At 47.6% G+C, this 22,679-nt stretch carries 24 protein-coding genes; 13 read left to right on the top strand and 11 right to left on the bottom strand.

The features are described from left to right. Positions 1-53: 53 nt before the first annotated feature. Entirely contained in the window at positions 54-1,193 is a 1,140-nt protein-coding gene (locus I8H75_04775; protein ID MBH2006638.1) for an ATP-binding protein, read from the bottom strand. Between the two features lie 192 nt (positions 1,194-1,385). Here I8H75_04775 and alaS point away from each other — a divergent pair, with 192 nt between their 5' ends. Beyond that, the gene (gene alaS / locus I8H75_04770) at positions 1,386-3,950 is read left to right on the top strand and encodes an alanine--tRNA ligase (GenBank protein MBH2006637.1); all 2,565 of its coding nucleotides are present in this window, start codon (positions 1,386-1,388) and stop codon (positions 3,948-3,950) included. On the opposite strand, the gene I8H75_04765 is transcribed toward alaS, so the two are convergent. After that, positions 3,944-4,219, bottom strand: a complete 276-nt coding sequence (locus tag I8H75_04765) for a hypothetical protein (protein ID MBH2006636.1) — start codon at positions 4,217-4,219, stop codon at positions 3,944-3,946. The two genes, alaS and I8H75_04765, sit on opposite strands and share 7 nt — an antisense overlap. Before the next feature lie 133 nt (positions 4,220-4,352). Here I8H75_04765 and I8H75_04760 point away from each other — a divergent pair, with 133 nt between their 5' ends. Next, positions 4,353-4,874: a hypothetical protein gene (locus I8H75_04760; protein MBH2006635.1), complete on the top strand. Its 522-nt coding sequence runs from the start codon at positions 4,353-4,355 to the stop codon at positions 4,872-4,874. A 44-nt stretch (positions 4,875-4,918) separates the two neighbouring features. Here I8H75_04760 and I8H75_04755 read toward each other — a convergent pair whose 3' ends face one another. The 4 genes from I8H75_04755 to hemW all read right to left on the bottom strand — a co-directional run bounded on the left by I8H75_04755 (position 4,919) and on the right by hemW (position 10,933). After that, positions 4,919-6,856: a UvrD-helicase domain-containing protein gene (locus I8H75_04755; GenBank protein MBH2006634.1), complete on the bottom strand. Its 1,938-nt coding sequence runs from the start codon at positions 6,854-6,856 to the stop codon at positions 4,919-4,921. Then, on the bottom strand, positions 6,853-7,248 hold the full coding sequence (locus I8H75_04750) for a hypothetical protein (GenBank protein MBH2006633.1): 396 nt from the start codon (positions 7,246-7,248) through the stop codon (positions 6,853-6,855). Before I8H75_04750 ends, I8H75_04755 begins: the two co-directional genes overlap by 4 nt. Positions 7,249-7,340: 92 nt before the next feature. After that, a complete protein-coding gene (gene gyrB / locus I8H75_04745; GenBank protein ID MBH2006632.1) occupies positions 7,341-9,725 on the bottom strand; it encodes a DNA topoisomerase (ATP-hydrolyzing) subunit B in 2,385 nt (794 codons plus the stop codon). A 68-nt stretch (positions 9,726-9,793) separates the two neighbouring features. Then, the gene (gene hemW / locus I8H75_04740) at positions 9,794-10,933 is read right to left on the bottom strand and encodes a radical SAM family heme chaperone HemW (GenBank protein ID MBH2006631.1); all 1,140 of its coding nucleotides are present in this window, start codon (positions 10,931-10,933) and stop codon (positions 9,794-9,796) included. Positions 10,934-10,946: 13 nt separating this feature from the next. Between hemW and I8H75_04735 the strand changes: the two genes are divergently transcribed. The 10 genes from I8H75_04735 (at position 10,947) to I8H75_04690 (ending at position 17,999) form a co-directional block, all read left to right on the top strand. Then, the gene (locus tag I8H75_04735) at positions 10,947-11,549 is read left to right on the top strand and encodes a sigma-70 family RNA polymerase sigma factor (GenBank protein ID MBH2006630.1); all 603 of its coding nucleotides are present in this window, start codon (positions 10,947-10,949) and stop codon (positions 11,547-11,549) included. Between the two features lie 35 nt (positions 11,550-11,584). Next, positions 11,585-11,860, top strand: a complete 276-nt coding sequence (locus I8H75_04730) for a rhodanese-like domain-containing protein (GenBank protein ID MBH2006629.1) — start codon at positions 11,585-11,587, stop codon at positions 11,858-11,860. Between the two features lie 285 nt (positions 11,861-12,145). After that, positions 12,146-12,988, top strand: coding sequence for a tyrosine recombinase (locus I8H75_04725; GenBank protein MBH2006628.1), 843 nt, complete (start codon positions 12,146-12,148; stop codon positions 12,986-12,988). A gap of 31 nt (positions 12,989-13,019) precedes the next feature. Beyond that, the gene (locus tag I8H75_04720) at positions 13,020-13,646 is read left to right on the top strand and encodes a site-2 protease family protein (GenBank protein ID MBH2006627.1); all 627 of its coding nucleotides are present in this window, start codon (positions 13,020-13,022) and stop codon (positions 13,644-13,646) included. Next, positions 13,631-14,491, top strand: a complete 861-nt coding sequence (locus I8H75_04715) for a segregation/condensation protein A (protein ID MBH2006626.1) — start codon at positions 13,631-13,633, stop codon at positions 14,489-14,491. The genes I8H75_04720 and I8H75_04715 overlap by 16 nt, the downstream gene beginning before the upstream one ends. Continuing rightward, on the top strand, positions 14,484-15,179 hold the full coding sequence (gene scpB / locus I8H75_04710) for an SMC-Scp complex subunit ScpB (GenBank protein MBH2006625.1): 696 nt from the start codon (positions 14,484-14,486) through the stop codon (positions 15,177-15,179). Before I8H75_04715 ends, scpB begins: the two co-directional genes overlap by 8 nt. Before the next feature lie 43 nt (positions 15,180-15,222). Next, on the top strand, positions 15,223-15,963 hold the full coding sequence (locus tag I8H75_04705; GenBank protein ID MBH2006624.1) for an rRNA pseudouridine synthase: 741 nt from the start codon (positions 15,223-15,225) through the stop codon (positions 15,961-15,963). Further along, positions 15,960-16,964, top strand: coding sequence for a CDP-alcohol phosphatidyltransferase family protein (locus I8H75_04700; protein ID MBH2006623.1), 1,005 nt, complete (start codon positions 15,960-15,962; stop codon positions 16,962-16,964). Before I8H75_04705 ends, I8H75_04700 begins: the two co-directional genes overlap by 4 nt. Further along, complete coding sequence (locus tag I8H75_04695; GenBank protein ID MBH2006622.1) at positions 16,940-17,536, top strand: hypothetical protein; 597 nt, start codon at positions 16,940-16,942, stop codon at positions 17,534-17,536. Before I8H75_04700 ends, I8H75_04695 begins: the two co-directional genes overlap by 25 nt. Beyond that, the gene (locus I8H75_04690) at positions 17,511-17,999 is read left to right on the top strand and encodes a hypothetical protein (GenBank protein MBH2006621.1); all 489 of its coding nucleotides are present in this window, start codon (positions 17,511-17,513) and stop codon (positions 17,997-17,999) included. Before I8H75_04695 ends, I8H75_04690 begins: the two co-directional genes overlap by 26 nt. A gap of 60 nt (positions 18,000-18,059) precedes the next feature. Here I8H75_04690 and I8H75_04685 read toward each other — a convergent pair whose 3' ends face one another. Next, positions 18,060-18,257 (bottom strand): hypothetical protein, encoded by a 198-nt coding sequence (locus tag I8H75_04685; GenBank protein ID MBH2006620.1) that lies wholly within the window; start codon positions 18,255-18,257, stop codon positions 18,060-18,062. Between the two features lie 213 nt (positions 18,258-18,470). Here I8H75_04685 and I8H75_04680 point away from each other — a divergent pair, with 213 nt between their 5' ends. Then, positions 18,471-19,094, top strand: coding sequence for a hypothetical protein (locus tag I8H75_04680; protein MBH2006619.1), 624 nt, complete (start codon positions 18,471-18,473; stop codon positions 19,092-19,094). Here the strand turns inward: I8H75_04680 and I8H75_04675 are convergent. The 4 genes from I8H75_04675 to I8H75_04660 all read right to left on the bottom strand — a co-directional run bounded on the left by I8H75_04675 (position 19,078) and on the right by I8H75_04660 (position 22,616). Then, positions 19,078-21,000, bottom strand: coding sequence for a glycine--tRNA ligase subunit beta (locus I8H75_04675; GenBank protein MBH2006618.1), 1,923 nt, complete (start codon positions 20,998-21,000; stop codon positions 19,078-19,080). The genes I8H75_04680 and I8H75_04675 overlap by 17 nt on opposite strands. After that, the gene (glyQ, locus tag I8H75_04670; GenBank protein MBH2006617.1) at positions 20,997-21,902 is read right to left on the bottom strand and encodes a glycine--tRNA ligase subunit alpha; all 906 of its coding nucleotides are present in this window, start codon (positions 21,900-21,902) and stop codon (positions 20,997-20,999) included. Before glyQ ends, I8H75_04675 begins: the two co-directional genes overlap by 4 nt. 130 nt (positions 21,903-22,032) lie before the next feature. After that, on the bottom strand, positions 22,033-22,269 hold the full coding sequence (locus I8H75_04665; GenBank protein ID MBH2006616.1) for a hypothetical protein: 237 nt from the start codon (positions 22,267-22,269) through the stop codon (positions 22,033-22,035). 53 nt (positions 22,270-22,322) lie between these two features. Next, positions 22,323-22,616 carry a transposase gene (locus I8H75_04660; protein MBH2006615.1) on the bottom strand — a complete coding sequence of 98 codons (294 nt, stop codon included), beginning with the start codon at positions 22,614-22,616 and terminating at the stop codon, positions 22,323-22,325. Positions 22,617-22,679 lie beyond the last annotated feature (63 nt).

Raw genomic sequence — 22,679 nt, 5'->3', positions numbered from 1 at the left:
CTGTAACGCGTCAGCACTTTCCTTTCATCCGGGGAGGATCTTGCTTCCTTGCACTAGAGGCAACCTGCCGGGATCTGAATGATATTTCGAGATAGATAGGATGGGTTCAGGGAATTGTTGACGACAAGCCCAAATGGACAAGCATTTTGTTCTACGAAACTTTGAAGCGAACGCAGATGGCGGAGCTCGGTTTTCATGCCTGCTTTAATTTCAATCGGAACTAAGCCAAACGGTCCTTCCAGTAGCAAATCGACTTCTGCTTGATCTTGAGTGCGATAGTAACTGGGAGTTACTTTGATGAGTTGATTTTGGAATTCTTTGACGATTTGCTCGATGACAAATATTTCCCAAACGTAACCAAAATGCGGATGCGCCCTTAAATTGCTGATGTTTGAGATTCCAAGCATGTGGCAGAGAAGTCCGGTGTCACGCAAGTATCCCTTTGGAGTCTTGAGGGCTCGTTTCATAGAACTGCTATGGTAACTTTCAAGGTAGCGCCAGAGAAAGGTTCCTTCGGCAATTCTAAAGTAGTTTTTTGCTGTCGGTTGGGAAACCTCCAGGGATCGGGCGAAAGTAGAAAAATTAATTTGTTGCCCCGATGCAGTTGCCAACATTCGAACAAATCGCTGAAATGTTTCCGAAGAAATGCCTGGGAATAGGGTTCGAACATCTCGTTTAACGTAGGTTTCAAGGTAGTTTTCGAACCACAAAGTCTTAAAGCGGAGATCCGAGCTTGTCACGGCTTCCGGATAGCCGCCCGAGAGGCAATGAGCGGAAAGTTCTTCAAAGGTGTAGCGAGGCTTTAGGGCCAGTAAGTCATCAGGCCTGTTCTGAATGATCGCTTGGTAAAATTCAGAGACAGGCTTTGAGTATGACTCTGCCAGTGAAAACCCGCACACCTCAAAGAGAGCTACTCGACCTGCGAGTGTCTCCGTAATTTTCGAAAGAAGCTCAGGAGAGCTGGAACCTGAGATCAAGTATTGGCCATTTTGCTTTCGATTTTTGTCTATGGCGACTCGTAGAGCTGGGAATAGGGTCGGGAGGAGCTGAGCCTCGTCAATTTTAATCGGGCTTTTTTCGCTGTACAGAAAAAACTCAGGATCATAGGAAATTCGAGAGAAATCGCTTTGCCGCTCCAAATCAAAAAGTGGCTGATCTGGCTGCAACTGCCCCATGAGGGTCGTCTTACCCACCTGGCGCGGACCTAACAAAGCGACTCAGGGGAAATTTTTAAGTAGATAAGAGATTGATTCTAATGCATTTCTTTTTAAACCCTGCATTTTCAAAGTTTAACTTTGAAATTACAGGGTTGTCAAGCGAAGTCGCTTTTCTTTCGTGCTGAGGCTCTCTACTCATTCTCAACGATACCTGTTAAAGTAGGCTGCATGCATAGCACTTTGATTCGTCAAAAGTTCTTGGAATTTTTCCATCGTAAAGGCCATGAGGTGATTGCGAGCAGTCCCTTGCTGCCGCAGGACGACCCGACCCTATTGTTCGTCAACGCCGGTATGGTACCATTCAAAGATGTGTTTACCGGTCAAGAAAAGCGCTTTTATACCCGCGCTACCAGCAGCCAAAAGTGTGTTCGAGCCGGTGGAAAACACAATGACCTGGAAAACGTCGGTCGGACGGCTCGACATCATACGTTCTTTGAAATGTTGGGCAATTTTTCGTTTGGTGATTACTTTAAGAAAGAGGCGTGTGCTTACGCTTGGGAGTTCTTGACGCAAGAGCTTCACATGGATCCGAAAAAGCTCTTTATAACGGTTTTTGGAGGAGAAGGCACTTTGCCGCCCGATACAGAAGCCGAAGAAATTTGGAAGCAAATCGGGGTTCCAAGCCACCAGATCAGTCGCAAAGGTGCTGCGGATAATTTTTGGTCCATGGGCGATACGGGTCCTTGCGGCCCTTGTACAGAGATTCATTACGATCGCGGAGAAGGGGAAGATGAAGGGGATCGGCGGATGGAGTTTTGGAATCTTGTGTTCATGCAATACGAGCGAAAAGCCGATGGGACTCTCGTGCCTTTGCCTGCGCCTAGCGTCGATACTGGAATGGGTCTGGAGCGGGTGACCACGATTTTGAATGGCCTTCAAAGCAACTACGATACGGATCTTCTCAAAAGTTTGGTCGATTTTTGTGCTCGTCAATCGGGAAAAAACTACCAAGCGAGCGATTTGGAAGACGATGTTTCCATGCGGGTCATTGCGGATCACAGCCGAGCGACGACTTTTTTGATTGCAGATGGAGTTTTGCCAAGTAACGATGGGCGAGGCTATGTGTTGAGGCGAATTATGCGGCGCGCGATTCGGCACGGAGCCCGATTGGGTTTTAAACAAGCGTTCTTTCAGGAAGTATGCGCGCAAGTGGTCGCTCAATATCAAAGCATTTACCCGGAGCTCAACCAAGCAAAGGCTTTAATTCAAAAAGTTGTTTTGCAAGAAGAAGAGAGTTTCCGTCGAACCTTAGGGCGTGGGCTCGAATTGTTTCATCAAGCCATCAAGTCCTTGAAGCCGGGAGATAGTTTGGATGGAGCGGTCGTTTTTAAGCTTTACGAAACCTATGGATTTCCGGCTGATTTGACCGAAATTTTAGCCGAAGAAAAAAAGCTTAATCTGGATTGGGTCTCGTTTGAAAAGGCTAAAAAGGCCCATGAAGCGGCTTCTGCCGGGGATTTGGGTCTCAAAGGGATCGATGATCGCTACAAACAATGGGCGGATCAATTTGGGATGAGTGAATTTGACGATGTGCCTGAACTCGGCGTTCAAGTATTGGCGGTGCATGGAAACGAGATTTTGCTGGAAAAAACACCCTTCTACGCGGAGTCTGGAGGCCAGATTGGAGATACCGGCACGCTCGAAAACAAAGACGCTTATATTCGAGTCCTCGATACGAAAAAAATTGCAGGGTTGTCGATTCACCGTGTTCAAGTTCTTTCTGGCTCTGTCTCTGAGGGTGATTTCTTGAAAGCACGAGTGGATACAGAGCGACGGGATCAAATCAGACGCCATCATTCAGCAACGCATCTATTGCACGCAGCTCTACGTCAAAAATTCGGAGACCATTTAACCCAAAAAGGATCTTGGGTGAGTTTTGAAAAGCTTCGTTTTGATTTTTCGCATTTTGAAGCCATTGCACCCGCCGACTTGCTGGAAGTTGAGCGACAGGTCAACGCTTGGATTTTGGAAAACAAAATGGCTCGATCCGAGATCATGCCTCTGGAGGAGGCAAAACAAAAAGGGGCGATGGCGCTTTTTGGCGAGAAGTATGCTCAAAAGGTTCGAGTTGTGGAGCTGGGTTCGCATTCGATTGAGTTGTGTGGTGGCACGCATGTGGCTCGAACCGGAGATATGGGATCTTTCCGAATCATTTCAGAGGGGCCTTTAGCGGCCGGTGTTCGGCGCATTGAGGCGGTTGTAGGGCAAGCTGCGGTTTCGATGGGGCAGAGCGAGCATGAATCATTGAGCCAAATCGCTAAGATGCTTGGAAGCTCTGTGACGCAAACGGTCGAAAAATTATCTGCTCTGCAAGCAGAACTCAAAGAGTTGAAAAAAAAGCTAGAGCAAGCGCAAGATCGAGACTCATCTCAACGTGCTGCTCAGCTTGTTTCGAAGATACGAGATTGCCATGGAATCTCGTTGATTGCTGAGAAACTTGAAAATATCGAAGTCAAGCAGCTCCAGCATTTTGCAGATGAGCTCCGAAACCAAATGAAGTCCGGGATTGTTGTTTTAGGACTTCAAAGCAGTGCTCAGAAATGCAGCTTGTTGGTAGCGATAACGCCTGATTTGGTAGGTCGCTATCACGCGGGCCACTTGGTTGGCAAGCTTGCAGAGAAGATTGGGGGAAAAGGTGGAGGACGACCGGATTTCGCCCAGGCAGGCGGCACGCAACCAGAAAATTTGTCTGAGGCCTTAGAAAACGCTCAAGCGCTCATCTTGGGTCAGTAGATGTTTTTCTTGGAAGGTTTAAAGCCTTCTGGGGTCATGTATCCAATAATGTAGGGCGATACGGGAAGTTGTGCCGTTTGTTGGGAATAGAAGTGTTGGGAAGATAGCTCGAACCAGCCGGGCTTCCCTTCGCTGGCTAAAGGAATGTCGCCGAGTACAGAGCTTTCTGCCACGAATTGAAGTCCCTCGTAATGGCCTTTGAGGTAAAAGCGCCCTTTGAGTTCTTCTTCGCTTTGTTTGAGTTGGCTATTTTCAAGAACAAAATACATGGCACCTCGGATCAATTGACTGAAAGAAAAAGCAATGTGGCCTTGTTTTTATTTCCCAATCCCTTCTTTTGTTCGTTTTCAACAGACACAGTCGCTTGTTGACATTGAAAAATATTTTTGAGATCCAGTGAGCATGAAGAAGTATGCATTCCTTATTTTTATCCTTGTTTTATCTTCTTACGCGTCTCGTGAACTCAAAAGCCCTTTCACGAATGCTGAAGTTCAAGCCTGCTATATTTCGGATTCAAAGCGCCGCCCAGCGGACCTAAAGGCCCAATGTGATGGATTACGTGTATTTGTTGAACGATCGTATGCAAGCATGCTCGGGAATGAAATATCCACGTATTCAGAAAGTTATTTGGATAGCATTCACGCAATTTTGATGCGTTGTTTGTTTCTTAATCGATCTATCATGCAAGAGAATGTGAATGAACTCAACCAGCTTGTGGAACAATGCATGCAAGATCGACGTGATCAAAATCAACAATCAAAAATTTGTCAAAAGCTAGGAGAAAAAACAGCAGTTTTAACAAAATGCATTCTAAGTCGCTTCGAACAAAAATCCGATGAGTCCAGTGAGCCTGAGAGCCTTTTGGTAAATCGTGAGCGAAAGGCCCACATTTCTGAGCCATACGGTCATTTGGAAGAGCTCTGAACTCCGTTTAAGTAAGTTACGTGTATAAGTCGAATGATGAAATCTTAGGAAAAGGTCTGGTAAGGCAAATCTCCAGTAACCCAATCCTTGGGAAGCTCACGCAGGAATCGACTCGGAGCACGTCCTTTGATCTGGCCTCGAATCAGTCTACGAGTGGCATAGGTTAAAATGAGTTCTTCTCGGGCTCGAGTCATTCCAACGTAGGCCAATCGGCGTTCTTCTTCCAAATCATCGGGTTTGGCAGTATCCTCTAGGGCTCGTGCATGGGGAAACCCGTATTCTTCCATGCCAACCATGTAGACTGTATGAAACTCAAGACCTTTCGCGGCGTGCAGGGTCATAAGCGTGACCGCTCCGTACGTATGTTCTCGATTGTTCATCTCGTCAACGCTGGACAGCAGAGCGGCGTTTTCTAAAAAGCCTAAAATCGATGGATCCTGATCGTAAACTTCGCAATCTTCAACGTATTGTTGAGCCGCTGAAATAAGTTGTTCTAAGTTTTCTAAGCGTTCTTCCTCAATTTTTTCTTCACGACCGCTGATATCGAGTGCTCTTTGGATGGCTTGCGCTGCATTGAGCGAAGCTTGGCCCAGCTCTTCAAGGGCTTTGGAAAAGGCGACGATTTTTTCAGCTGTTTTTTTAGACAGGCCTGCGTGGGCTAATTTTTCAGAAGACCGAAATACTTCAAAAAGCGAAATCTCGAGGACGGCAGCATGGCTTTGTGCTTTGCTAACGCTCGTTGCTCCGACTCCTTGCTTCGTTCCAAGCAAGGCCCGCACAAGGTCTAAGTCGCTTTTAGGATTCACGGCTGTTCTTAAAATCGATAAAATGTCTTTGATCTCTTTTCGGTCGTAGAACTTGACGCCACCGACTAGCCGATAAGGCAGCTGTGCAAAGCGAAGGGCTTCTTCGAAGGGTCTCGATTGTGCATTGGCCCGCATTAAGATGGCAATGTCGTTCAAGTTTCTTCCTTGGCGTACTCTGTGTTCGATCTGATGAATGACTAAGTCGGCTTCGTAGCGGTCGCTTGTGGTTCGTATGACTCGAACAAGCTGGCCAGCCCCTGCTTTCGAGATCAGGGTCTTGCCGAGTCGCCGATCATTGTTGGAGATAATGGCGTTGGCTGCATTCAAAATCGCACTGGTTGAACGGTAGTTTTCTTCCAGTTTTATCAACTGAGTTCCTGGCATGCGCGTCAGAAACTCTTCCAAGTTATAAGGCTTGGCTCCTCGCCAACCATAGATGGATTGATCGTCGTCTCCAACGATTGCCACGCTATCAGCACTTTTGCCAAGGGCGTAGACGATTTCAGATTGAACGGCGTTCGTATCTTGGTACTCATCGACTAGAATATGGCGAAACCGCTTTTGCAGAGCAGCGATGGCTTCCGGTTTTTGCGTCAGATCGCGGACTTTGATTAAGATCGAGTTAAAATCAAGAGCTCCCGCTGCTTGCAAACGCTTGTTGTAAAGGCGGTAGAGTTCGCGAGCGCGCATCAAGCGTTGGTCATTGCGGGAATCCACTTGCTCTGGGTGCAGACCTTCGTTTTGCCAAGAGTCGATTTGTGCTTCGTAAAACGACAAATAGTCCTTTGAGAGATTCATGGCGTTCAGGGCCAGCTCTTTCAAAATTTTTTCGCTGTCGTTGGAATCGTAAATCACAAAACTTGGAGATACTTCGACAAAGTGCCCATATTGCCGAAGCCATTTGGCACCTAAGCTGTGAAAAGTTCCAAGTTCTACGCGCCGCCCCATGCCGGGCAAAAGATGATCGACTCGCTCGCGCATTTCACCCGCGGCTTTGTTGGTAAAAGTGAGTCCCAAAATCGATTCGGGCTCAACTCCTTGAGAGACCAGATAGGCGATCCGGTGTGTAATCACTCGAGTCTTTCCGGTGCCTGCCCCTGCAAGAATGCAAATGGGGGCATCAAGAGTCGTGGCCGCTAAATATTGGCTTGGGCTTAAAAGTTTTTCAAAATTCATGCGCTTTTTCGGAGCATTACGCCAGATTTTCGAACTTCACAATGCAAGGATGCTCGATCCGATGCAGACATGTTCACAGAGCCCCGCCAGGTTTCAAAACCCCGAAGACAGCTTGGGCAGAGGGTGCCTTTTTTGATTTCTACATGCACCGGAAGCGTAAAGCTTCGCTGGCAGTTGCTGCAGCAGAGCTCTTTTAAGTCGCGAGGAGCTTTTTTACCCACTTCAAGCGCATTTAAAACTTCAAGAGCACAAGCGCGGCAAAAAGTGCCGTGAGTTCGAGAAGGTCGGGCTGTGATGTGATCTTGCTGCCCGCACTTATCGCAAGTGATGCGCCGAGCGATGCGTGTTCCATGAGCATTTCGGGTTCCACCTACATTGAGAAGTGTTTTCATGAGGAAGTAGCAGTATGCTTGGAATTAAGCCTTTCGTCAATGACTGAGGCACGATCAAACGAAGCTGTTTGAAGCTTAGCTCAAAGACTCGTCTAAATATCAAGATTGACCACATCCAACGCGGCATTTTCAATGAAAATGCGACGTGGTTCTACCTCATCGCCCATCAAGGCAGAAAAGGCTTCATCTGCTTCCACGGCATCTTCGATTTTAACTTGGAGCAGCGTTCGATGCGTTGGCTCCATGGTTGTTTCCCAAAGCTGTGCCGGGTTCATCTCTCCGAGACCTTTGTAGCGCTGGATGGTTTGGCCTTTGCGAGCGATTTGGTCAAGGTAATCGGCCAGTTCAAAAATCGACTTTGCTTCAAAATCACCTTGGTTTCGAACAACGCGATAGGGCCCGCTTCCCAAAATCTCAATTTGCATGGCAAGCCGTTTCAGTTCTCGCAGTTCGATGCTTTTGAGCCAGGCATCGTTGATGAGCGTCTCAATCGGAGCTCCATTGTGCAAGCTGGTGATCGCGAGCCCTTGCTCGGACAGATGAGTCTGTACGGGCATAATTTCGGGTGAGTGATGCATAACGTGATGAGACAGAGCTTCCAGATTGATTTCTAGGCTTTCAATTTTAACTGCACGGACGAGGGCATCGACGATACGAGGTTCTTGTCGTTTGCGAATTCGCTCAAGCATGCGCTGATAGGCATAAAGAGCGGTAATCCCTTTCTGAAGTTCGGTTTGAGCGATGAGGCCTTCTTGAGAATGTACCTCTAAGGACTCCAGCATATGATGGACTAAAAATCGCTCGAGAGCATCGTTGTCTTTCAAATAGTGTTCTTTTTTGCCTTTTTGAACTTTATAAAGCGGAGGCTGAGCGATATACAGATAGCCACGCTCGACCAATTCACGCATTTGGCGATAGAAAAAAGTCAAAAGCAGAGTTCGGATGTGGCTTCCGTCCACATCTGCATCGGTCATCAAGACAATTTTATGATAGCGAACTTTCGAAGCATCGAATTCGTCGGGCCCAATGCCGGTTCCCAGTGCTGTGATCAGGGTGATGATTTCCTGACTGGAGAGCATTTTGTCAAAGCGTGCTTTTTCAACGTTCAAAATTTTGCCTCTCAATGGCAAAATGGCTTGTGAACGGCGATCACGTCCACTTTTAGCGGAACCGCCTGCAGAATCCCCTTCCACAACAAACAGTTCGCACAAAGCGGGATCTTTCTCTTGGCAGTCCGCGAGTTTACCGGGCAAACCCAAACCGTCTAAGACGCCTTTTCGACGCGTGATTTCTCGGGCTTTTCGAGCGGCTTCTCGAGCCCGCGCCGCTTCGATCACTTTTTGACAAATGAGTTTAGCTTCCGTTGGATGTTCGTCCAACCAACCCATGAGTTGTTCGGAAACCAAGCTTTCGACAACACTTTTGACTTCTGAGGATACCAGTTTGTCTTTCGTCTGAGAGCTAAACTTCGGATCAGGAAGTTTAACGGCGACTACAGCCGTTAGACCCTCACGCATATCTTCCCCAGATAAGACCGCTTTTCCCACTTGTTTTTGAAATACGCGGTTGACGTAATTATTCAAAGTTCGGGTCAGCGCGCCTCGGAATCCGGCCAAATGGGCTCCGCCATCCCCGTTCTTGATGTTGTTGGTGAAGCAAAATACATGTTCTTGGTACGAGTCGTTCCATTGGATGGCAATATCGACGGTGCATTCTGGCCCGCGAACATCTTCACCCATTGGTTTTGAACCGGAAATGCAAACAGGCTCTTTGTGAAGGGCTGAGTTGTTTTTATTTAAATACTGAACAAACTCTTTGATGCCCTCTTTAAATAGAAAATCTTTGTCTTTTCCGCTTCGTTCATCGATGATTTTGACAGAGAGCCCTCGATTTAAGAAAGCCTGTTCTCTGAGACGACCGGCCAAAATATCAAAGTGAAAATTAATATTGTTAAAAATCTGACCATCCGGTTTAAAACGGATTTTTGTTCCGGTTGTATCCGCATCGCCAATGATCTCAAGCTCTGAAACAGGATCTCCTCGGCTGAAGCGTTGCTGGTGAAGCTTGCCGTTGCGTTTAATTTGCAGAGTCAATTCTTCGCTCAGCGCGTTTACCACGCTAATGCCGACTCCGTGCAGACCTCCAGAGACCTTGTATGAATTTTGATCAAACTTGCCCCCCGCGTGCAATACACACATAATGACTTCGCAAGCCGGTTTTCCCGATTCGTGCATGTCGACCGGAATACCTCGGCCGTTATCTTCTACGCTGATGCTCTCATCTTCATGAATCGTGACGGTGACGGTATCGCAGTGGCCTGCAAGCGATTCATCCACTGAGTTATCCACCACTTCGAAAACCATGTGATGTAAACCGGAACCGTCGTCCGTATCCCCGATGTACATTCCAGGTCTTTTTCGAACCGCTTCCAAACCTTCTAAGATTTTAATAGAAGACGCATCATAGCTGGTATTCATAAGTCGCAAACCCTAGCATGAAACCAGAGAAAGGCCAAGAGCTGCTACGGGCTTTTCAATAAGCTGGGTTATTCGCTAGCTTGAGTTAAAAATGCACGACTCACTGCATCTGCAAATCGAGCACCGGTCTGAGTCAAATAAATTCGGCCGTGCTCTTGAGCGAGCCAATGTCGGTCCATGAGCTCTTGAACACAGGTTTTGAAATTCGCTGCCAGTGGAGTTTTGTGTCGGCGTGCAAGCGCTTCTGGAACGATTCCGCGCAGGTCTCGAATACCAAATGCAAGCGCTTCCTGAAGCGCTTCGACGGGAGTGAGCAGTTCTGCTTCATGAGGAGCAGAGCTTGGATTTTGAAGCCACTGGTTGAGCAGAGGAAGATTGCGTCGACGGGTTACGGAACCATCGGCATGCAGACGCATGGAATGAGCACCAGGTCCGAGCCCTAGATAGGTACCCTGAGACCAGTAAATTCGATTGTGCAGGCTTTCTTGTCCTGGCAGCGCGTAGTTCGAGATCTCGTACTGTTGATATCCTAGCATCGAGAGGCTTTCTTGCATCCGAATATAAGCATCGGCCTGAACATCTTCGTCGATTTTTTTGAGACGCCCTTGGTCGATAAAACGGGCAAGAGGGGTAAAAGGCTCAACGGTTAGCAAGTAAACACTGAGATGCCCAATCTCTTGATCTCGCAGCCAGCGGGCGGATTCCAGATTCTCTCCTTCGATGCCCACGATGAGATCGACCGATATTTGCTCAAAACCTGCTTTCTTGGCCAACAGAACCGTTTCGTAAGCTTGTTTCGATCGATGTTTGCGGCCCAAAAATTTGAGAATGGGGTCTTCAAAACTTTGAATTCCCAAGCTGAGTCGGTTACAGCCAGCTGCACGGAGCTCGTTCAGGTAGGCTTCGTTCAAGTCTTCAGGATTCGCTTCCAGGGTGATTTCAGACGCATCTTTTCCGAGCGCTGCGATCATGGTTCTGAGTTCCGGAACAGGTAAAAGACTTGGAGTTCCGCCCCCAAAATACAGCGTTTGAGCGCTTTCGGATCGCTCATTTTGGCGCGACTCGTATTCTTGAAGAATGGCTTGAGCAAATTCGGGATTTGGACGCTGAATCGTGAAATAAAAATCGCAATAAATGCAGCGCCTTCTGCAAAATGGAATATGTATATAAATACCGAAATAATCGTTTTTGTTATATATTAAATTCACAAGGCATTATTTCATGATCAGTAAAAAAATCAAGACCGATCGGCTTAGCTCAGCGCAAGAATCCATTTTAGTCGATCAATTTCAGCGAGGAGGCAATCTCAAAGCTCGCAATGCGCTGGTGATGGCGAACCTGGGGCTTGTTCACTTTATGGTTGGGCAAATGTTGCGTTCACGTTTTCGATACGATGATTTGTTGCAAGAGGGAATACTGGGTCTCATGCGGGCAACGGAAACTTTCGAAACCCATCGACAAGTTCGATTTGCGACTTACGCGGTCTTTTGGATTCGAGCGAAGATGCAAGCTTTCATGGCGATTGATGAACGTGACAATCAAGCCCGCGGTTTAAACGATCCAGATGAACGAGCAATGTCGATTCCGGAGGTGAATCTAGAGGCAGAGCAAAGAAAGAGCTTGGTTCGCGAGGCTTTGGAACGCGTGATTCAAGAAGTACAAAGCCCTTACGCGAATGCCATTGTTGAGCATAGATTGCTGGCCGATGAACCGAAATCACTCGAAAAAGTCGCCAAGAATCTGAAGATTTCTCGAGAAACCTGTCGACTGCTGGAGAGAAAGATGCTGAAGCTTGCCAAAGAACAGCTTGCTCATCGGTGTTGACAATGAGAGCGGAAGAATGTGAAAGCTCGATAAGTATGGATTCTCTCAAAGAATATTTGGCCGAGGGCGGCGTGGTTTTGGATGTCCGAACACGAGAAGAAGTTGCTCAAGGGGCCAATCCTGTGGCGATTAATATTCCCGTGAGTGAATTGGGCTCAAGCTTGTCGAGGCTCGATAAAGCGCAGCCGGTCATTGTTTGTTGCGCTTCCGGAGGGCGCAGCGCAGCGGCACGTAAGCTTTTGATGCAAAACGGATTTGACAATGTTCTGGATGTAGGGCCGTGGCGTAACTCAATCGATTCGGCTGAGTAAGCTCGTCGAAAACTCCGTCACATGCGAGCAAGGCGATGCTAGCTACTGACGTGCTTGCTATTAAAAGCAATGAAGTAAGCTTGAATCTTGGAACAACCCGCTGTTTGCAGGTCTTGATAATACGCTTTCTCTTCGACCTGTTCCAGACCTGCGCAAGCATTGAAACCCAAACAAATACTGGTGGACGATCTCCGCAGGCACTGGGTTGGGTGCTTCGTCACCCGTTTCGATCGGTTGCATGGTATGCACTTATGGACTATTTTGACCCACTTTGGAGTCCGATCAATGACCGAACTGCTCTCTTGGTCGCAAGCGATTACTGGTTTTTTAAATTTTGCACAGGTTGAGAAGGCCTTGTCTTTGAATACTCTGGAAGCCTACGAACGAGATTTAAAGCGCTTGGCTGAGTTCTTTCAAAAACAAAACGCTTTAGGGCCTGGCGAAGTCATGCCTAAAGATTTGCTGCATTATCAAGAATCCTTTCTACTTTCTTTGATTGGGGTTCGCAGTCAGAGCAGGCACCTATCGACGATTCGGCAATTTTTCCGCTTTTGGGTGCGTGAAGGAGTGATTCTCAAAAACCCAGCGGTTGACTTGGAGTTGCCGAAGATGGCCAAAAAACTCCCCCAATTCTTAAGCCTTGAAGAGGTGGATGGGCTGATGGCAGCGATTCAAGAACCCAGGGATTACGCGATGGTATGCGTTCTTTACGCGACGGGTTTGCGTGTTTCTGAGCTCATCGGGCTGGATTGGCAAGATATTGATTTGTTACGCGGGTTTCTTAAAGTCCGAGGAAAAGGAAGCAAAGAACGCTTGGTGCCTTTGGGAGAACGCGCGTTGGAGTCGCTTTCCATTTTTCAGGAGAGGCAAGGGCCTTTGTTTCGAATAACTCGACAAGGATTTTGGAAAAAGCTTAAAAAATACGCCCGAATAGCCGGTATTCAAAAATCGGTTTCTCCGCATCAGCTTCGTCATAGTTTCGCCACCCATCTCGTGGAACGTGGTGCCGATTTAAGAGGGGTTCAGGCATTATTAGGACACGCGGATCTTTCCACAACCGAAATTTATATGCATGTTGACCAAAGGCGTTTGCATCAGCTATACGATAAACATCACCCAAGGGCTTGAAAATATGGATAATGTGATTTTGCATCTAGTCATGACTTTAGGAGCGTTAATTTTAGCAATTACCGTTCACGAATTTTCCCATGTAGCCATGGCTCGATTCTTAGGTGACAAAACAGGAGAGCAACTCGGGCGGCTTACGCTGGATCCTTTTAAACACATTGACCCCATTTGGACGGTTGCTTTGCCGGCTATCTTGATTGTTGCTTCCGCTTCTACGGGAGCAGGGGTTCCAATTTTCGCAGCTGGCAAGCCCTCACCCTATAATCCAAATTATTTGAAGCGTCGATTTTTTGGCAAAGAGCTGGCGACACGGACTGCGGAATGCTGGGTTGCCCTTGCAGGCCCGCTATCGAATCTGCTTTTTGCCTCTCTTTGTTTGTTGGGGGTGAAATACGGGGGATATGAATGGGCAGGTCTCTTTCAGCCCTTCATTTTGTTGAACATTTCGCTTTTTGTTTTTAACTTGATTCCTGTCCCTCCGCTCGATGGAGCAAAAGTACTTTTGGCGTTTCTGCCTCACGAAGCCGCTCGCAAATACGAACTGTTGGCTCCTCAATTATCGTGGTTTTTATTGATTGCTTTAATTTTTGGCGGGGGAACTGTCGTAGGGTATGGTGTGAGAATGGTGCTATGGGGAATATCATGGCTCTTAATCTAGCCTCGATTCAACTGGGAGATGATCGTTGTCGAATCGAAGCTCGTGGTCCCTTTAAAAACTTGGATGCGAAAGACTATTCTCCCAATCCTGAGTCCGATGAATTGCGAGTTTCGGTGCCGAATTTTGAAGGCCCTCTGGATCTGTTGCTGCATTTAATCAAGAAGCACTCGATGGATATCTTCGATATCTCTATTTCTGTGATTACCCAAAAATATTTGGAGGAAATAGAAAACCTTGAGCTTGATTTGGCAGGCGAATTCTTATTGATGGCGGCGACGTTGCTGCAAATCAAAAGCAGGATGCTCTTGCCGGATGAGGAGACCTCAACGGAAGAGGAAGAAGCGTTGGTAGATCCAAGGGCAGACTTGGTGCGAAGGTTGCTCGAATATCAGCGTTTTAAAGGAATCGCGGAGCAACTGGGGAAACGCGATACCTTGGGATACAGCGTATTTGGGCGTGTGTATGAAGAACCCAGTTTAGAGGCGCAGGAAGAGCGATTGTTGGCACCGGTGAACTCATACGAATTGATTGAGAATTTTGCGAAAATATTAGAGGCATTGCAGCCGAAAACGGGCCACACGGTTTCATTTGAATCGATCAGCCTTCGAGCTCGCTTAAGCGAGATGATCGATTTTAGTCGAATCAAGTTGCAGTTTCTTTTTCAAGATGCGCTTCGCTATTTTCAGATCAAAACGCGCTTGGATGTGATTGTCACTTTTCTGGCGATTTTGGAGATGGCTCGATTGAAGCTGGTAGAAATCAAGCAAGAGCCAGGAGCAGAAGCCATTCATCTCAAAGTTTTGGATGTCGAGTTCGAGTCGGATTTGGGTGAATGGAATGTTTAACTTAGAACATGCTTTAGAAGCTATCTTATTTGCTTCTCCCGAACCCTTATCTTTGGCTCAGATAGTAACGATTTTTGAAAACCAAGGCTATGAATTCGCCAAAGAGCAAATCCAAGAAACTTTTGAGAGCTTGCGTCATCGCGAAACCGGGATTTCGCTGCAGGAAGTGGGGGGGGGATATGTATTTCGAACCGTTCCAGCTTATGGGGACTTGGTGCGAGCCTTGCTTCAAGAAAAGCCGCAGCGCCTCTCTGCCTCTCAGTTGGAGGTACTCTCTATTGTGGCGTATCGCCAACCGGTCACTCGACAAGAGATCGAAGATATTCGAGGCGTCGATTGTTCCGGCTCGCTGAAGCGCTTACTGACGCTCAAACTGGTTAAAATCATGGGCAAATCCCAAGGCCTTGGAAGGCCTCTGCTGTACGGAACTTCCAAAGAATTTCTAGAGTTTTTTGCGTTTAACTCGCTGCATGAACTTCCTTCGCTCAAAGAGTATCAAGATCTTAATCAAGAAAAAGTGGGAGATGAAGAGAAAGAACAACTTGAACCGGAAACTCTGGCAGATCTGTTTTTAGAAAAAGAATTTTTTTCAAAAGAAAGCGAACAGCAGAACCAGAAAGCCTTAAAAGAGCTGGATCGAGCTTTGGGGGTACTGGTGGAGACCTCAAAGTCTATCCAAAGTAGTTAAACCCTATTGCTCAGAACGTGTAAAAGCGCAAGATTTGCCCAATATGTCAAAAGAGAGACTTCACAAAGCACTGGCCCGAGCGGGAGTTGCTTCAAGACGCCAAGTCGAGAAAATGATTGACGAGGGAAAAGTTCGTGTTAACGACTCCCAAGTTAGAACACAAGGGTTTATCATCGATCCGGACGCTGATTGCGTTTACGTCGATGGAAAGCGAATCCATACCGCGTCCGAGCAGATTACCGAACGAGTCTATTTCCTGTTGTATAAACCGGTTGGAACTGTGTCGACTGCACGCGATACGGCGGGTCGCAAGACGGTCATTGATTTGGTCTTGGGGGCTGCTGCCGGTCGGATTTATCCGGTCGGGCGTCTTGACTACGATGCAGAAGGTGCACTTTTGATGACCAACGACGGTGAGTTGACCAATCAGTTGATTCACCCCAAATACCATGTGCCGAAAGTATACGAAGTGAAGGTCAAGGGAACTCCTTCGGAGGAACAGTTAAATAAACTCCGACGTGGGATCTATTTACCCGACGGCCCGACGGGCTCCAGTGAAATCGAAGTGTTAAGAAAAGCCAAAGTCAACACTTGGCTTCGCGTGGTGCTGACACAAGGCAAAAATAACCAAATCAAGAATATGTTTTGGCGAATTGAGCATCCTGCTCAGAAACTCATCCGAACGCACTTTGCAGGCATCTCCATTGCAGGTCTCGCTCCCGGTGAATTCAGGCCTCTGACCAAAAAAGAACTGGCTACCTTAAGGTCTTCAGCCAAGCGATGATTGCCAACCAAGTGACACTCGCTCGCATCGCTGCCTTGCCCATTCCGTGTGCAATGCTGCTGTTTGGGGATGCGTGTTGGTATTGGGTCGCCTTTTTTTTGTTTGTTTTTCTTGGGATGACCGATTTTATCGATGGCATGATGGCCAGGCGCGAGGGTCCTACCAAGCTTGGGAGTTTGCTCGATCCGGTCGCTGACAAGATTATGATTGCTGCGGTTACCTTTGCTCTGGCGGTCAAAGGTTGGGTCCCAGTTTGGATTCCGGTCGCAATTTTATCCCGAGAATTCTTAGTAACGGTTCTGCGTAGCAGTGTATCTTTGCGCAAAGCAGAAGTAAAAACGACTATTTTAGCCAAGCTGAAAACCATCATTCAGATGGGAGGATTTGGAAACGTCTTTCTGACTGTCTTTTTGCCGACTGCCTACGCTCAGGTGGTTGCCTTGTTCTGGGCTCTATTCTTTTTTGCGATTTGGGTTGTTTATCGCGTGTTTTTAAAGCGAAATGCTCCTCATTGGGCTGCTCCAGTAGGCTTTTGCTTTGTGTATTGGTACGGGTTGCTTCAGTTTCTTCTAACTGATCAAGTTTGCGCTGGTTTATGTTATGTGATTGTGGCAATTACTTGGGTGAGCGCGATCGATTATCTGAAAACCAGTTTTGCTCTGATTCGTTCGACCGGCATGTTCCGATTCGATTGGATTCGCTTGTTTTGGGTTCTTTCGCATTCCATCTTAGCAGTATGGGTAGGCAGCGTGGATTTCTATTTAACGATTCCTGTGCTGATCGCGGTATCCTTCGAACTGGCTACGGGTGGTATTGACAATATTGCGATTTCCGATGGAACCGTTTTATCAAATCGTATTTTTTGGCCAAGCAGCATCGTGGCTTTAGCGTTGGCGCTCTACCCTCAGGAACCGCTGGCTTATGTTTTGGCAGTGCTGAGTCTCGGAATGTGTTTAACGGCTTATCGAGGAGTTTTATGGCGATTTTTTCCGGGTCGATGACCTATCTTCGCTTTTCGGTATTGGGCTCGTTGCCCAATCAGATTGTGGGACATTTTGAAAAAGTTCTATCGGTGCGGCGATTTATTCCCTTGCATCCAGAAGGTCGAGATACGGAAACATCTGGTTGGGTCCCCTTGAACACCCCTTACTTGGACGATGCGCCTTTATTGAGCGAGCAGTTTCTCTTTGGAGAGAGGGTGGTCTTGGGTTATCGAGAGGATAAGCTTTCGATCCCCAAACCGTTGCTGAAGGATTTGGTGGAAAAGCGACTCAGGGAGTTCCCCGATAAAAATCGCCAGATGCTGGAAGAAATCGTGGTGAGCGAATTGCGGCAACGCATTCTTCCCAAGAGTCGCGTGATCGATGTGCTGTGGGATCTGAGCCGTTCGGAGCTTAGGCTGTTTGGAAGGGGTCAAGGAGTGCTGGAGCGATTTGAAAGGTTGTTCGAGCAAACATTTCACCTTCAACTCAAACAGCTGACTTATCCGGAAATTGCGCAAGCTTCTCAGGTCTCGCTTCGTTCAAAGGGTATATTGGAGAATCTCAGTGAAACTGTCATTTTTGGGACCTGAGTTTTTAACCTGGTTGTATTTCCACTTGGATCACCTACCGGTTCAGCTCACTCTAGGTCGTCGAGTCGTATTAAAGCCGCTTGATTCCGACGAGCAAAAAGTCATGATTGCAAGTCCAAAATTGGAAGAAAGCGGGGAATTTCTTCAAGCCGTTCGGGCTGGCGCGTATGTGGAATCGATCTCTCTGGACTTAACGCTTGGAGAGCGAGTCCATAGCTTGGCTTTAAATGCTTTAGACGGTTCTTTGTCGGGCGTAAAAACCAACGGACTCGAGAAGAATCAAGAAGACTCTCTGGAAGCCGATGTCTTGATTCGGATGTCCAATCTGGATGAGATCGAAGATGCGATCAAGCGCGTATTTGAACAGTTTCTAGAAGCGCGTCTGGGTCAGAAATTCCAATCCGAATCGGTGAAAACCATTCGCGAGAGTGTTTCGGAAGGCTTGCGCGCAAAATTGCCATAAAAAAAACCTCTTGGTCAGCGTCAAACGCTTTTCAAGAGGCTTGGAACCAAAGCTTCTCGTTTAGTTTGCTTGTTCAGCAGGAGCGGCTTCAGCCTCAGCAGGTGCTGGTGCAGCTTCAGCAGGAGCTACTTCAGCGGGAGCAGCTTCAGGAGCTACTTCAGCAGGAACAGCTTCTTCGCTTTTGCTGCACTTGCTGCAAGCAGAAATACCAAAAAGAGCCAAGGAAAGAACGGTCAACAACAAATAGCTACGTTTCATGAATATCCCCAATTGAAAAAAGGTTATAGATGAGATGGATCCCAACTACGTTCCCCCCTTTAGCAGTTCACAGTCCGTAAAACAAGAAAAATTTCGAATAAATTGTAAAAATTCTCTTGTGCAAGCAGGGTTTAAAATCTTGATGAGTAATTGGTCCGCAATAGGGACTTTAAAAGAATCGCAATTAAAATGGAACCGGGCTTGCGCTTTGCGATGAGGATCACCGAAGTATTTATCCGAGGGATAGAACGCCACAGTGGACAACAGTGGTTTGAAGTGTGGAACGATAGCGACGAAGCCATGAATCTTCGAGGCTTGTTGGTTCAAAAACGCGATGGTAAAAAGCGCGAGCTGGTATGGCAGAGGAGTCTCCCTGAAGAGGACTGCTGGCTCCAGCCTGGTGAATATGGGATTATTGCGCAACGCGCAGACTTGGGGCAAAATCTTTGTTCGGGCTATCCGGTCGTGATTCTCAAAGATTTGAAGTTTCATTCGCAAGGAGTTCAAGAGATCTGCTTAGAAAAAGTCTGCGCGCCTATTTCGGATTCGAAGTCGGTCGAAAAGGGATTTTCGCGAAATCTTATCTCAGATCGCTGGGCCATTGAGACGTGTGAGCTGAAGTCAGGGTTTTATGCATCACCGGGTCTCGCCATGGGATTTTGCAATACCGATGTTTCGTCTGCATGGACGAAATGCCCAGCAACCAATACCCAAGAACAAAGCCTCGCTCGCCCGAATCATCCTGAACTGAGCAGCTGTGAGCAAACAAATCCAGCTGCTATCTCTTGGCTGATGGTATTAGGGTGTCTGTTGTGGCATTTCAAGAAGATGCGCTAAGTCTGCTGAAATCGGCTACAAAACTGGCTCGTGTTTGGACCTCCATTAAAAGCTTAAGCCGTGCATTTCGAAGCGCTCGATCTTCACACATGACCAGTGTTTCTTCGAAGAAGCGATCCAAAATGGGTTTAATGGCTTCCAGTTCTTCTAAAAGAGTTCGGAAGTTTGAGTCCAGCGAAACGCTTAGAATCGCATCGCGTAACGCAAAGTCGGCTTCGGATTCCAGAGACTCTAAAGAGGCTTCATGCCGCGCATCGTCTGATTTGGAAACCAGATTGCTGACGCGTTTAAACACAGCTGCAACCGCAGCAAAATTAAATTGCTTCAATGCGTCGATACGATCACTCCAGGCGAGTAGATTGAATTTCGAAGCCGATTGGGTTGCATCGACTATCAAAGTGGAGTGATTTTCTAAGAAGACACTGCGGGCTCGGTTCATGACAAATTCCAGTACGTCTGGAGGCAGCAAGGATTGGAGATCGAGCTCAAATCGATTGAATACGATGAGCCGAGTCAACCCAATCGCGGCTCTTCGCAGTCCGTAGGGGTCTGCACTTCCTTTGGGGATTTTGCGACTGGTCAGAGTATGCAGCCGATCCGCCACACTTAAAATGGCTCCCAATTGAGTTTGAGGCAATGCATCGCCTGAGAATTTGGGCCAATAGTGCTCTCGAATACCCTGGCAAACAGCGGGTGATTCACCTTGTTGGGCGGCGTAAATCGATCCCATGACACCCTGAAGTTCAGGAAATTCGCCTACGACTCCGGTTTGAAGGTCTGCTTTGCATAATTGGGTCGCACGTTCTAGTTCGATGGGGTCCGGATAGGCTAAAAGCTCACCCAGCCTTCGCGAGCAGTTCATCAGCTCCAGGCTGGGAGTGGGCAAAAAGTCCGAAAGGGCTTTCTTTTGGTCTTCGAAGTAGTAAAAACCCCCATCTTCAAAACGAGCTTTCAGCACCCGCGCATTGCCGGCAGCGAGTCTTGTTGGATGGCTCGGTTGACAAGCGGACACCAACACAAAGAATGGAAGCAACTTCTCATTTGCGTCTAAAACAGCAAAGTACTTTTGATGCTCTCGCATCTCAGAAATCAAAATTTCTTGAGGGATATCCAAGTATTTCTGTTCGAACTGACCGAGAACAGGCCAAGGAGATTCGACGAGATTCGCTACGATGCTGAGCAGCTCAGGATCTGGTTTAACGCGGCCACCGATGCTTTTGGCCAAGGCTTGTGCTTGTTCCCAGATTCTGGCTTCACGTTCTTCTTTACTCAATACGATCCCAGATTGCTCCAGATGTTGAGAATAAGTATCCGTTGTCACTTCCTGGAACGAGGGCGCTAAGAATCGGTGTCCGCAAGTTCGATTGCTTGTGTGTACGCCTGCGATTTCGAAAGGAACGACCTGGTCGTCCAAAAGGCATAACAACCATCGGATGGGTCGAGCAAATCGGGTCCTACTGCTTTCCCAACGCATGGTTTTGGCAAAAGGGATTTGCAGCGTCACCCGCAAAAGAAGCTCGGGTAGGACAGAGATCGCCGGCTTTCCTTTTTCTGCCCACTGAGCTGCCAGCACCCAGCCTCTGTCTGTTTGTTTTGAGTAGGTTTGGGCTGAGTCGAGGTTTTTGGCTTTTAAGAAGCCTAAAACGGCCGGGCTTAATTCGCCGGTTGCTTGAAAAGTTTGTTCGACTCGAGGGCCAAGGATTTCCAGTGTCAGGTCGCTTTGAGTTGGACTTAAATCAGAGATTTCAACGACCAGTCGGCGAGGAGTAGCATGGACGAGGAGATGGCTAAAACTTAAACGAGCAGCACCCAACTCTTTTTCGAGCTGTTGTGGCAAAAAATGGAGCGCAACATCTACAGCTGCAGCCGGAAGTTCTTCGCATCCAATTTCATAAATCAATTTCATTGAGCAACCTCTTTCAGCATCGGAAAGCCTTGTTCACGTCGTGATTCGAGATAAAGCTCCGCGCATCGTTTTGTCAAATTTCGCACTCTTCCAATAAATGTCGGTCGATCGATGGCTTTGATGGCGCCTCGAGCGTCTAAGAGGTTGAATAAATGACTGCACTTGAGAGCGTAGTCATAAGCGGGCAAGGCTAACTTGGCATCGAGAAGGCTCTGGGCTTGCTTTTCATAGTCGTTTAAGTGTCGTTGACACATTTCAATATCGACTTCGTGAAAATGATGATGAGACCATTCGCGTTCATCTTGCTGGTGCACATCGGCATAGGTCACTTTTTGCCCATTCGCTAAGGTGGCCCAGGTCAAGTCGTAGGCATTATCGACTTCTAAAACACACATGGCCAGCCGCTCAAGGCCATAGGTAAGCTCACAGGATACTTCGTCCAATTCGAGTCCGCCGCATTGTTGAAAGTAAGTAAACTGGGTCACTTCCATTCCCTGTGCCCAAACTTCCCAGCCAAGCCCGGCGGCTCCAAGGCCCGGATGTTCCCAATCGTCCTCAACAAAACGAATGTCGTTTTCAATCGGATCGAGCCCAATGGCCCGCAGAGAATTCAGGTAGAGTTCTTGAGGATTACGAGGAGCTGGTTTGAGGATGACTTGAAACTGGTAGTAATGCTGAAACCGATTGGGGTTTTCACCATAGCGCCCATCGGTGGGCCGTCTTGAGGGTTCGACATAAGCCACGTTCCAAGGCTCCGGTCCCAGTACGCGTAAAAACGTGTGTTTATTGAGAGTTCCGGCTCCGACTTCTACCCCGGTGGGCTGAGCAATCATGCAACCTTGTTCGGACCAGAACTGCTGGAGCCTCAGGATAACTTCTTGGAAAGTCTGAGCTTTTGACATTGGCTTTCGCTAGCATGAATTAGGGCTTGTTTCTAGGGGCCGGGAGTTTTAGGGCTGAGTGATAAGGTTGTGGCCTTATATCAATTAGTGATTAAGCAGCCTTAGCGAGACGATTGGCGAGTTTGCTTTTCTAGCTGTTTATCACATTGCGCTCTTGGTGGATGTCCTCGGTGGTATCGCCCAAAATCCTACCCTTTGGTCGCTCTCGGATCAGCTGAGCTCGATCGGTGAAGTTCATGTCTGGCTGTAGCCAGCAAGCACGTTCCAGTAGCAAAATAGCCTGTTGCTGAAGACTACGGCGGTTTTTCTTGGCCAGTTGGCTTAAAGAATCATAAAGCGAGCCAGAGATTTGGCGAACAGTGAGCACATGCATGACTCCATTTTAATGACTTTATTTTACAGTCAATCGATTGTCCGGGTTCAAGACATTTGAGACTGGAAAGGGCTCACTTGGATACCTAAGCCTTCTAGAAAATGCTGGGGTGTTTGTAAACCAATCCCATCATGAGGTCGGTCCCAGTTATAGCTATCCGTAAAATCATTCAACATCGGTCGCAGTTCCTGAAGGGAAGTCGGCAAATCAAACAGGTCACAGAAATCCGAATGCCAGGTGCCATTAAGCCGTTCAAAATAACCGTTTAGCTTCGGAGACTTGGGAGCCAGTACTGCCAGAAGAATCCCTCTCTTCTCGCATTCTTCTTCAAACTCTGACATGAACTCACTTCCACCATCCACCTGGATCTGCCGGATGGGAAAAGGACTCTCCTCGATCAACTT

Source organism: Myxococcaceae bacterium (assembly GCA_016000045.1).
In the GTDB taxonomy this organism is placed as follows: Bacteria; Myxococcota; UBA727; order UBA727; family JABDBI01; genus AER2-1.
Note: the sequence above shows the minus strand (reverse complement) of the source record. Positions and strands in the feature narration are given on the sequence as shown.

Excerpts from the sequence above, each read along its gene's own strand:
- alaS (MBH2006637.1), top strand. The coding sequence starts at position 1,386 with ATGCATAGCACTTTGATTCGTCAAAAGTTCTTGGAATTTTTCCATCGT.
- I8H75_04765 (MBH2006636.1), bottom strand. The coding sequence starts at position 4,219 with ATGTATTTTGTTCTTGAAAATAGCCAACTCAAACAAAGCGAAGAAGAA.
- I8H75_04760 (MBH2006635.1), top strand. The coding sequence starts at position 4,353 with ATGAAGAAGTATGCATTCCTTATTTTTATCCTTGTTTTATCTTCTTAC.
- I8H75_04755 (MBH2006634.1), bottom strand. The coding sequence starts at position 6,856 with ATGAATTTTGAAAAACTTTTAAGCCCAAGCCAATATTTAGCGGCCACG.
- I8H75_04750 (MBH2006633.1), bottom strand. The coding sequence starts at position 7,248 with ATGAAAACACTTCTCAATGTAGGTGGAACCCGAAATGCTCATGGAACA.
- gyrB (MBH2006632.1), bottom strand. The coding sequence starts at position 9,725 with ATGAATACCAGCTATGATGCGTCTTCTATTAAAATCTTAGAAGGTTTG.
- I8H75_04735 (MBH2006630.1), top strand. The coding sequence starts at position 10,947 with ATGATCAGTAAAAAAATCAAGACCGATCGGCTTAGCTCAGCGCAAGAA.
- I8H75_04730 (MBH2006629.1), top strand. The coding sequence starts at position 11,585 with ATGGATTCTCTCAAAGAATATTTGGCCGAGGGCGGCGTGGTTTTGGAT.
- I8H75_04725 (MBH2006628.1), top strand. The coding sequence starts at position 12,146 with ATGACCGAACTGCTCTCTTGGTCGCAAGCGATTACTGGTTTTTTAAAT.
- I8H75_04720 (MBH2006627.1), top strand. The coding sequence starts at position 13,020 with ATGACTTTAGGAGCGTTAATTTTAGCAATTACCGTTCACGAATTTTCC.
- I8H75_04715 (MBH2006626.1), top strand. The coding sequence starts at position 13,631 with ATGGCTCTTAATCTAGCCTCGATTCAACTGGGAGATGATCGTTGTCGA.
- scpB (MBH2006625.1), top strand. The coding sequence starts at position 14,484 with ATGTTTAACTTAGAACATGCTTTAGAAGCTATCTTATTTGCTTCTCCC.
- I8H75_04705 (MBH2006624.1), top strand. The coding sequence starts at position 15,223 with ATGTCAAAAGAGAGACTTCACAAAGCACTGGCCCGAGCGGGAGTTGCT.
- I8H75_04700 (MBH2006623.1), top strand. The coding sequence starts at position 15,960 with ATGATTGCCAACCAAGTGACACTCGCTCGCATCGCTGCCTTGCCCATT.
- I8H75_04695 (MBH2006622.1), top strand. The coding sequence starts at position 16,940 with ATGGCGATTTTTTCCGGGTCGATGACCTATCTTCGCTTTTCGGTATTG.
- I8H75_04685 (MBH2006620.1), bottom strand. The coding sequence starts at position 18,257 with ATGAAACGTAGCTATTTGTTGTTGACCGTTCTTTCCTTGGCTCTTTTT.
- I8H75_04680 (MBH2006619.1), top strand. The coding sequence starts at position 18,471 with ATGAGGATCACCGAAGTATTTATCCGAGGGATAGAACGCCACAGTGGA.
- I8H75_04675 (MBH2006618.1), bottom strand. The coding sequence starts at position 21,000 with ATGAAATTGATTTATGAAATTGGATGCGAAGAACTTCCGGCTGCAGCT.
- glyQ (MBH2006617.1), bottom strand. The coding sequence starts at position 21,902 with ATGTCAAAAGCTCAGACTTTCCAAGAAGTTATCCTGAGGCTCCAGCAG.
- I8H75_04660 (MBH2006615.1), bottom strand. The coding sequence starts at position 22,616 with ATGTCAGAGTTTGAAGAAGAATGCGAGAAGAGAGGGATTCTTCTGGCA.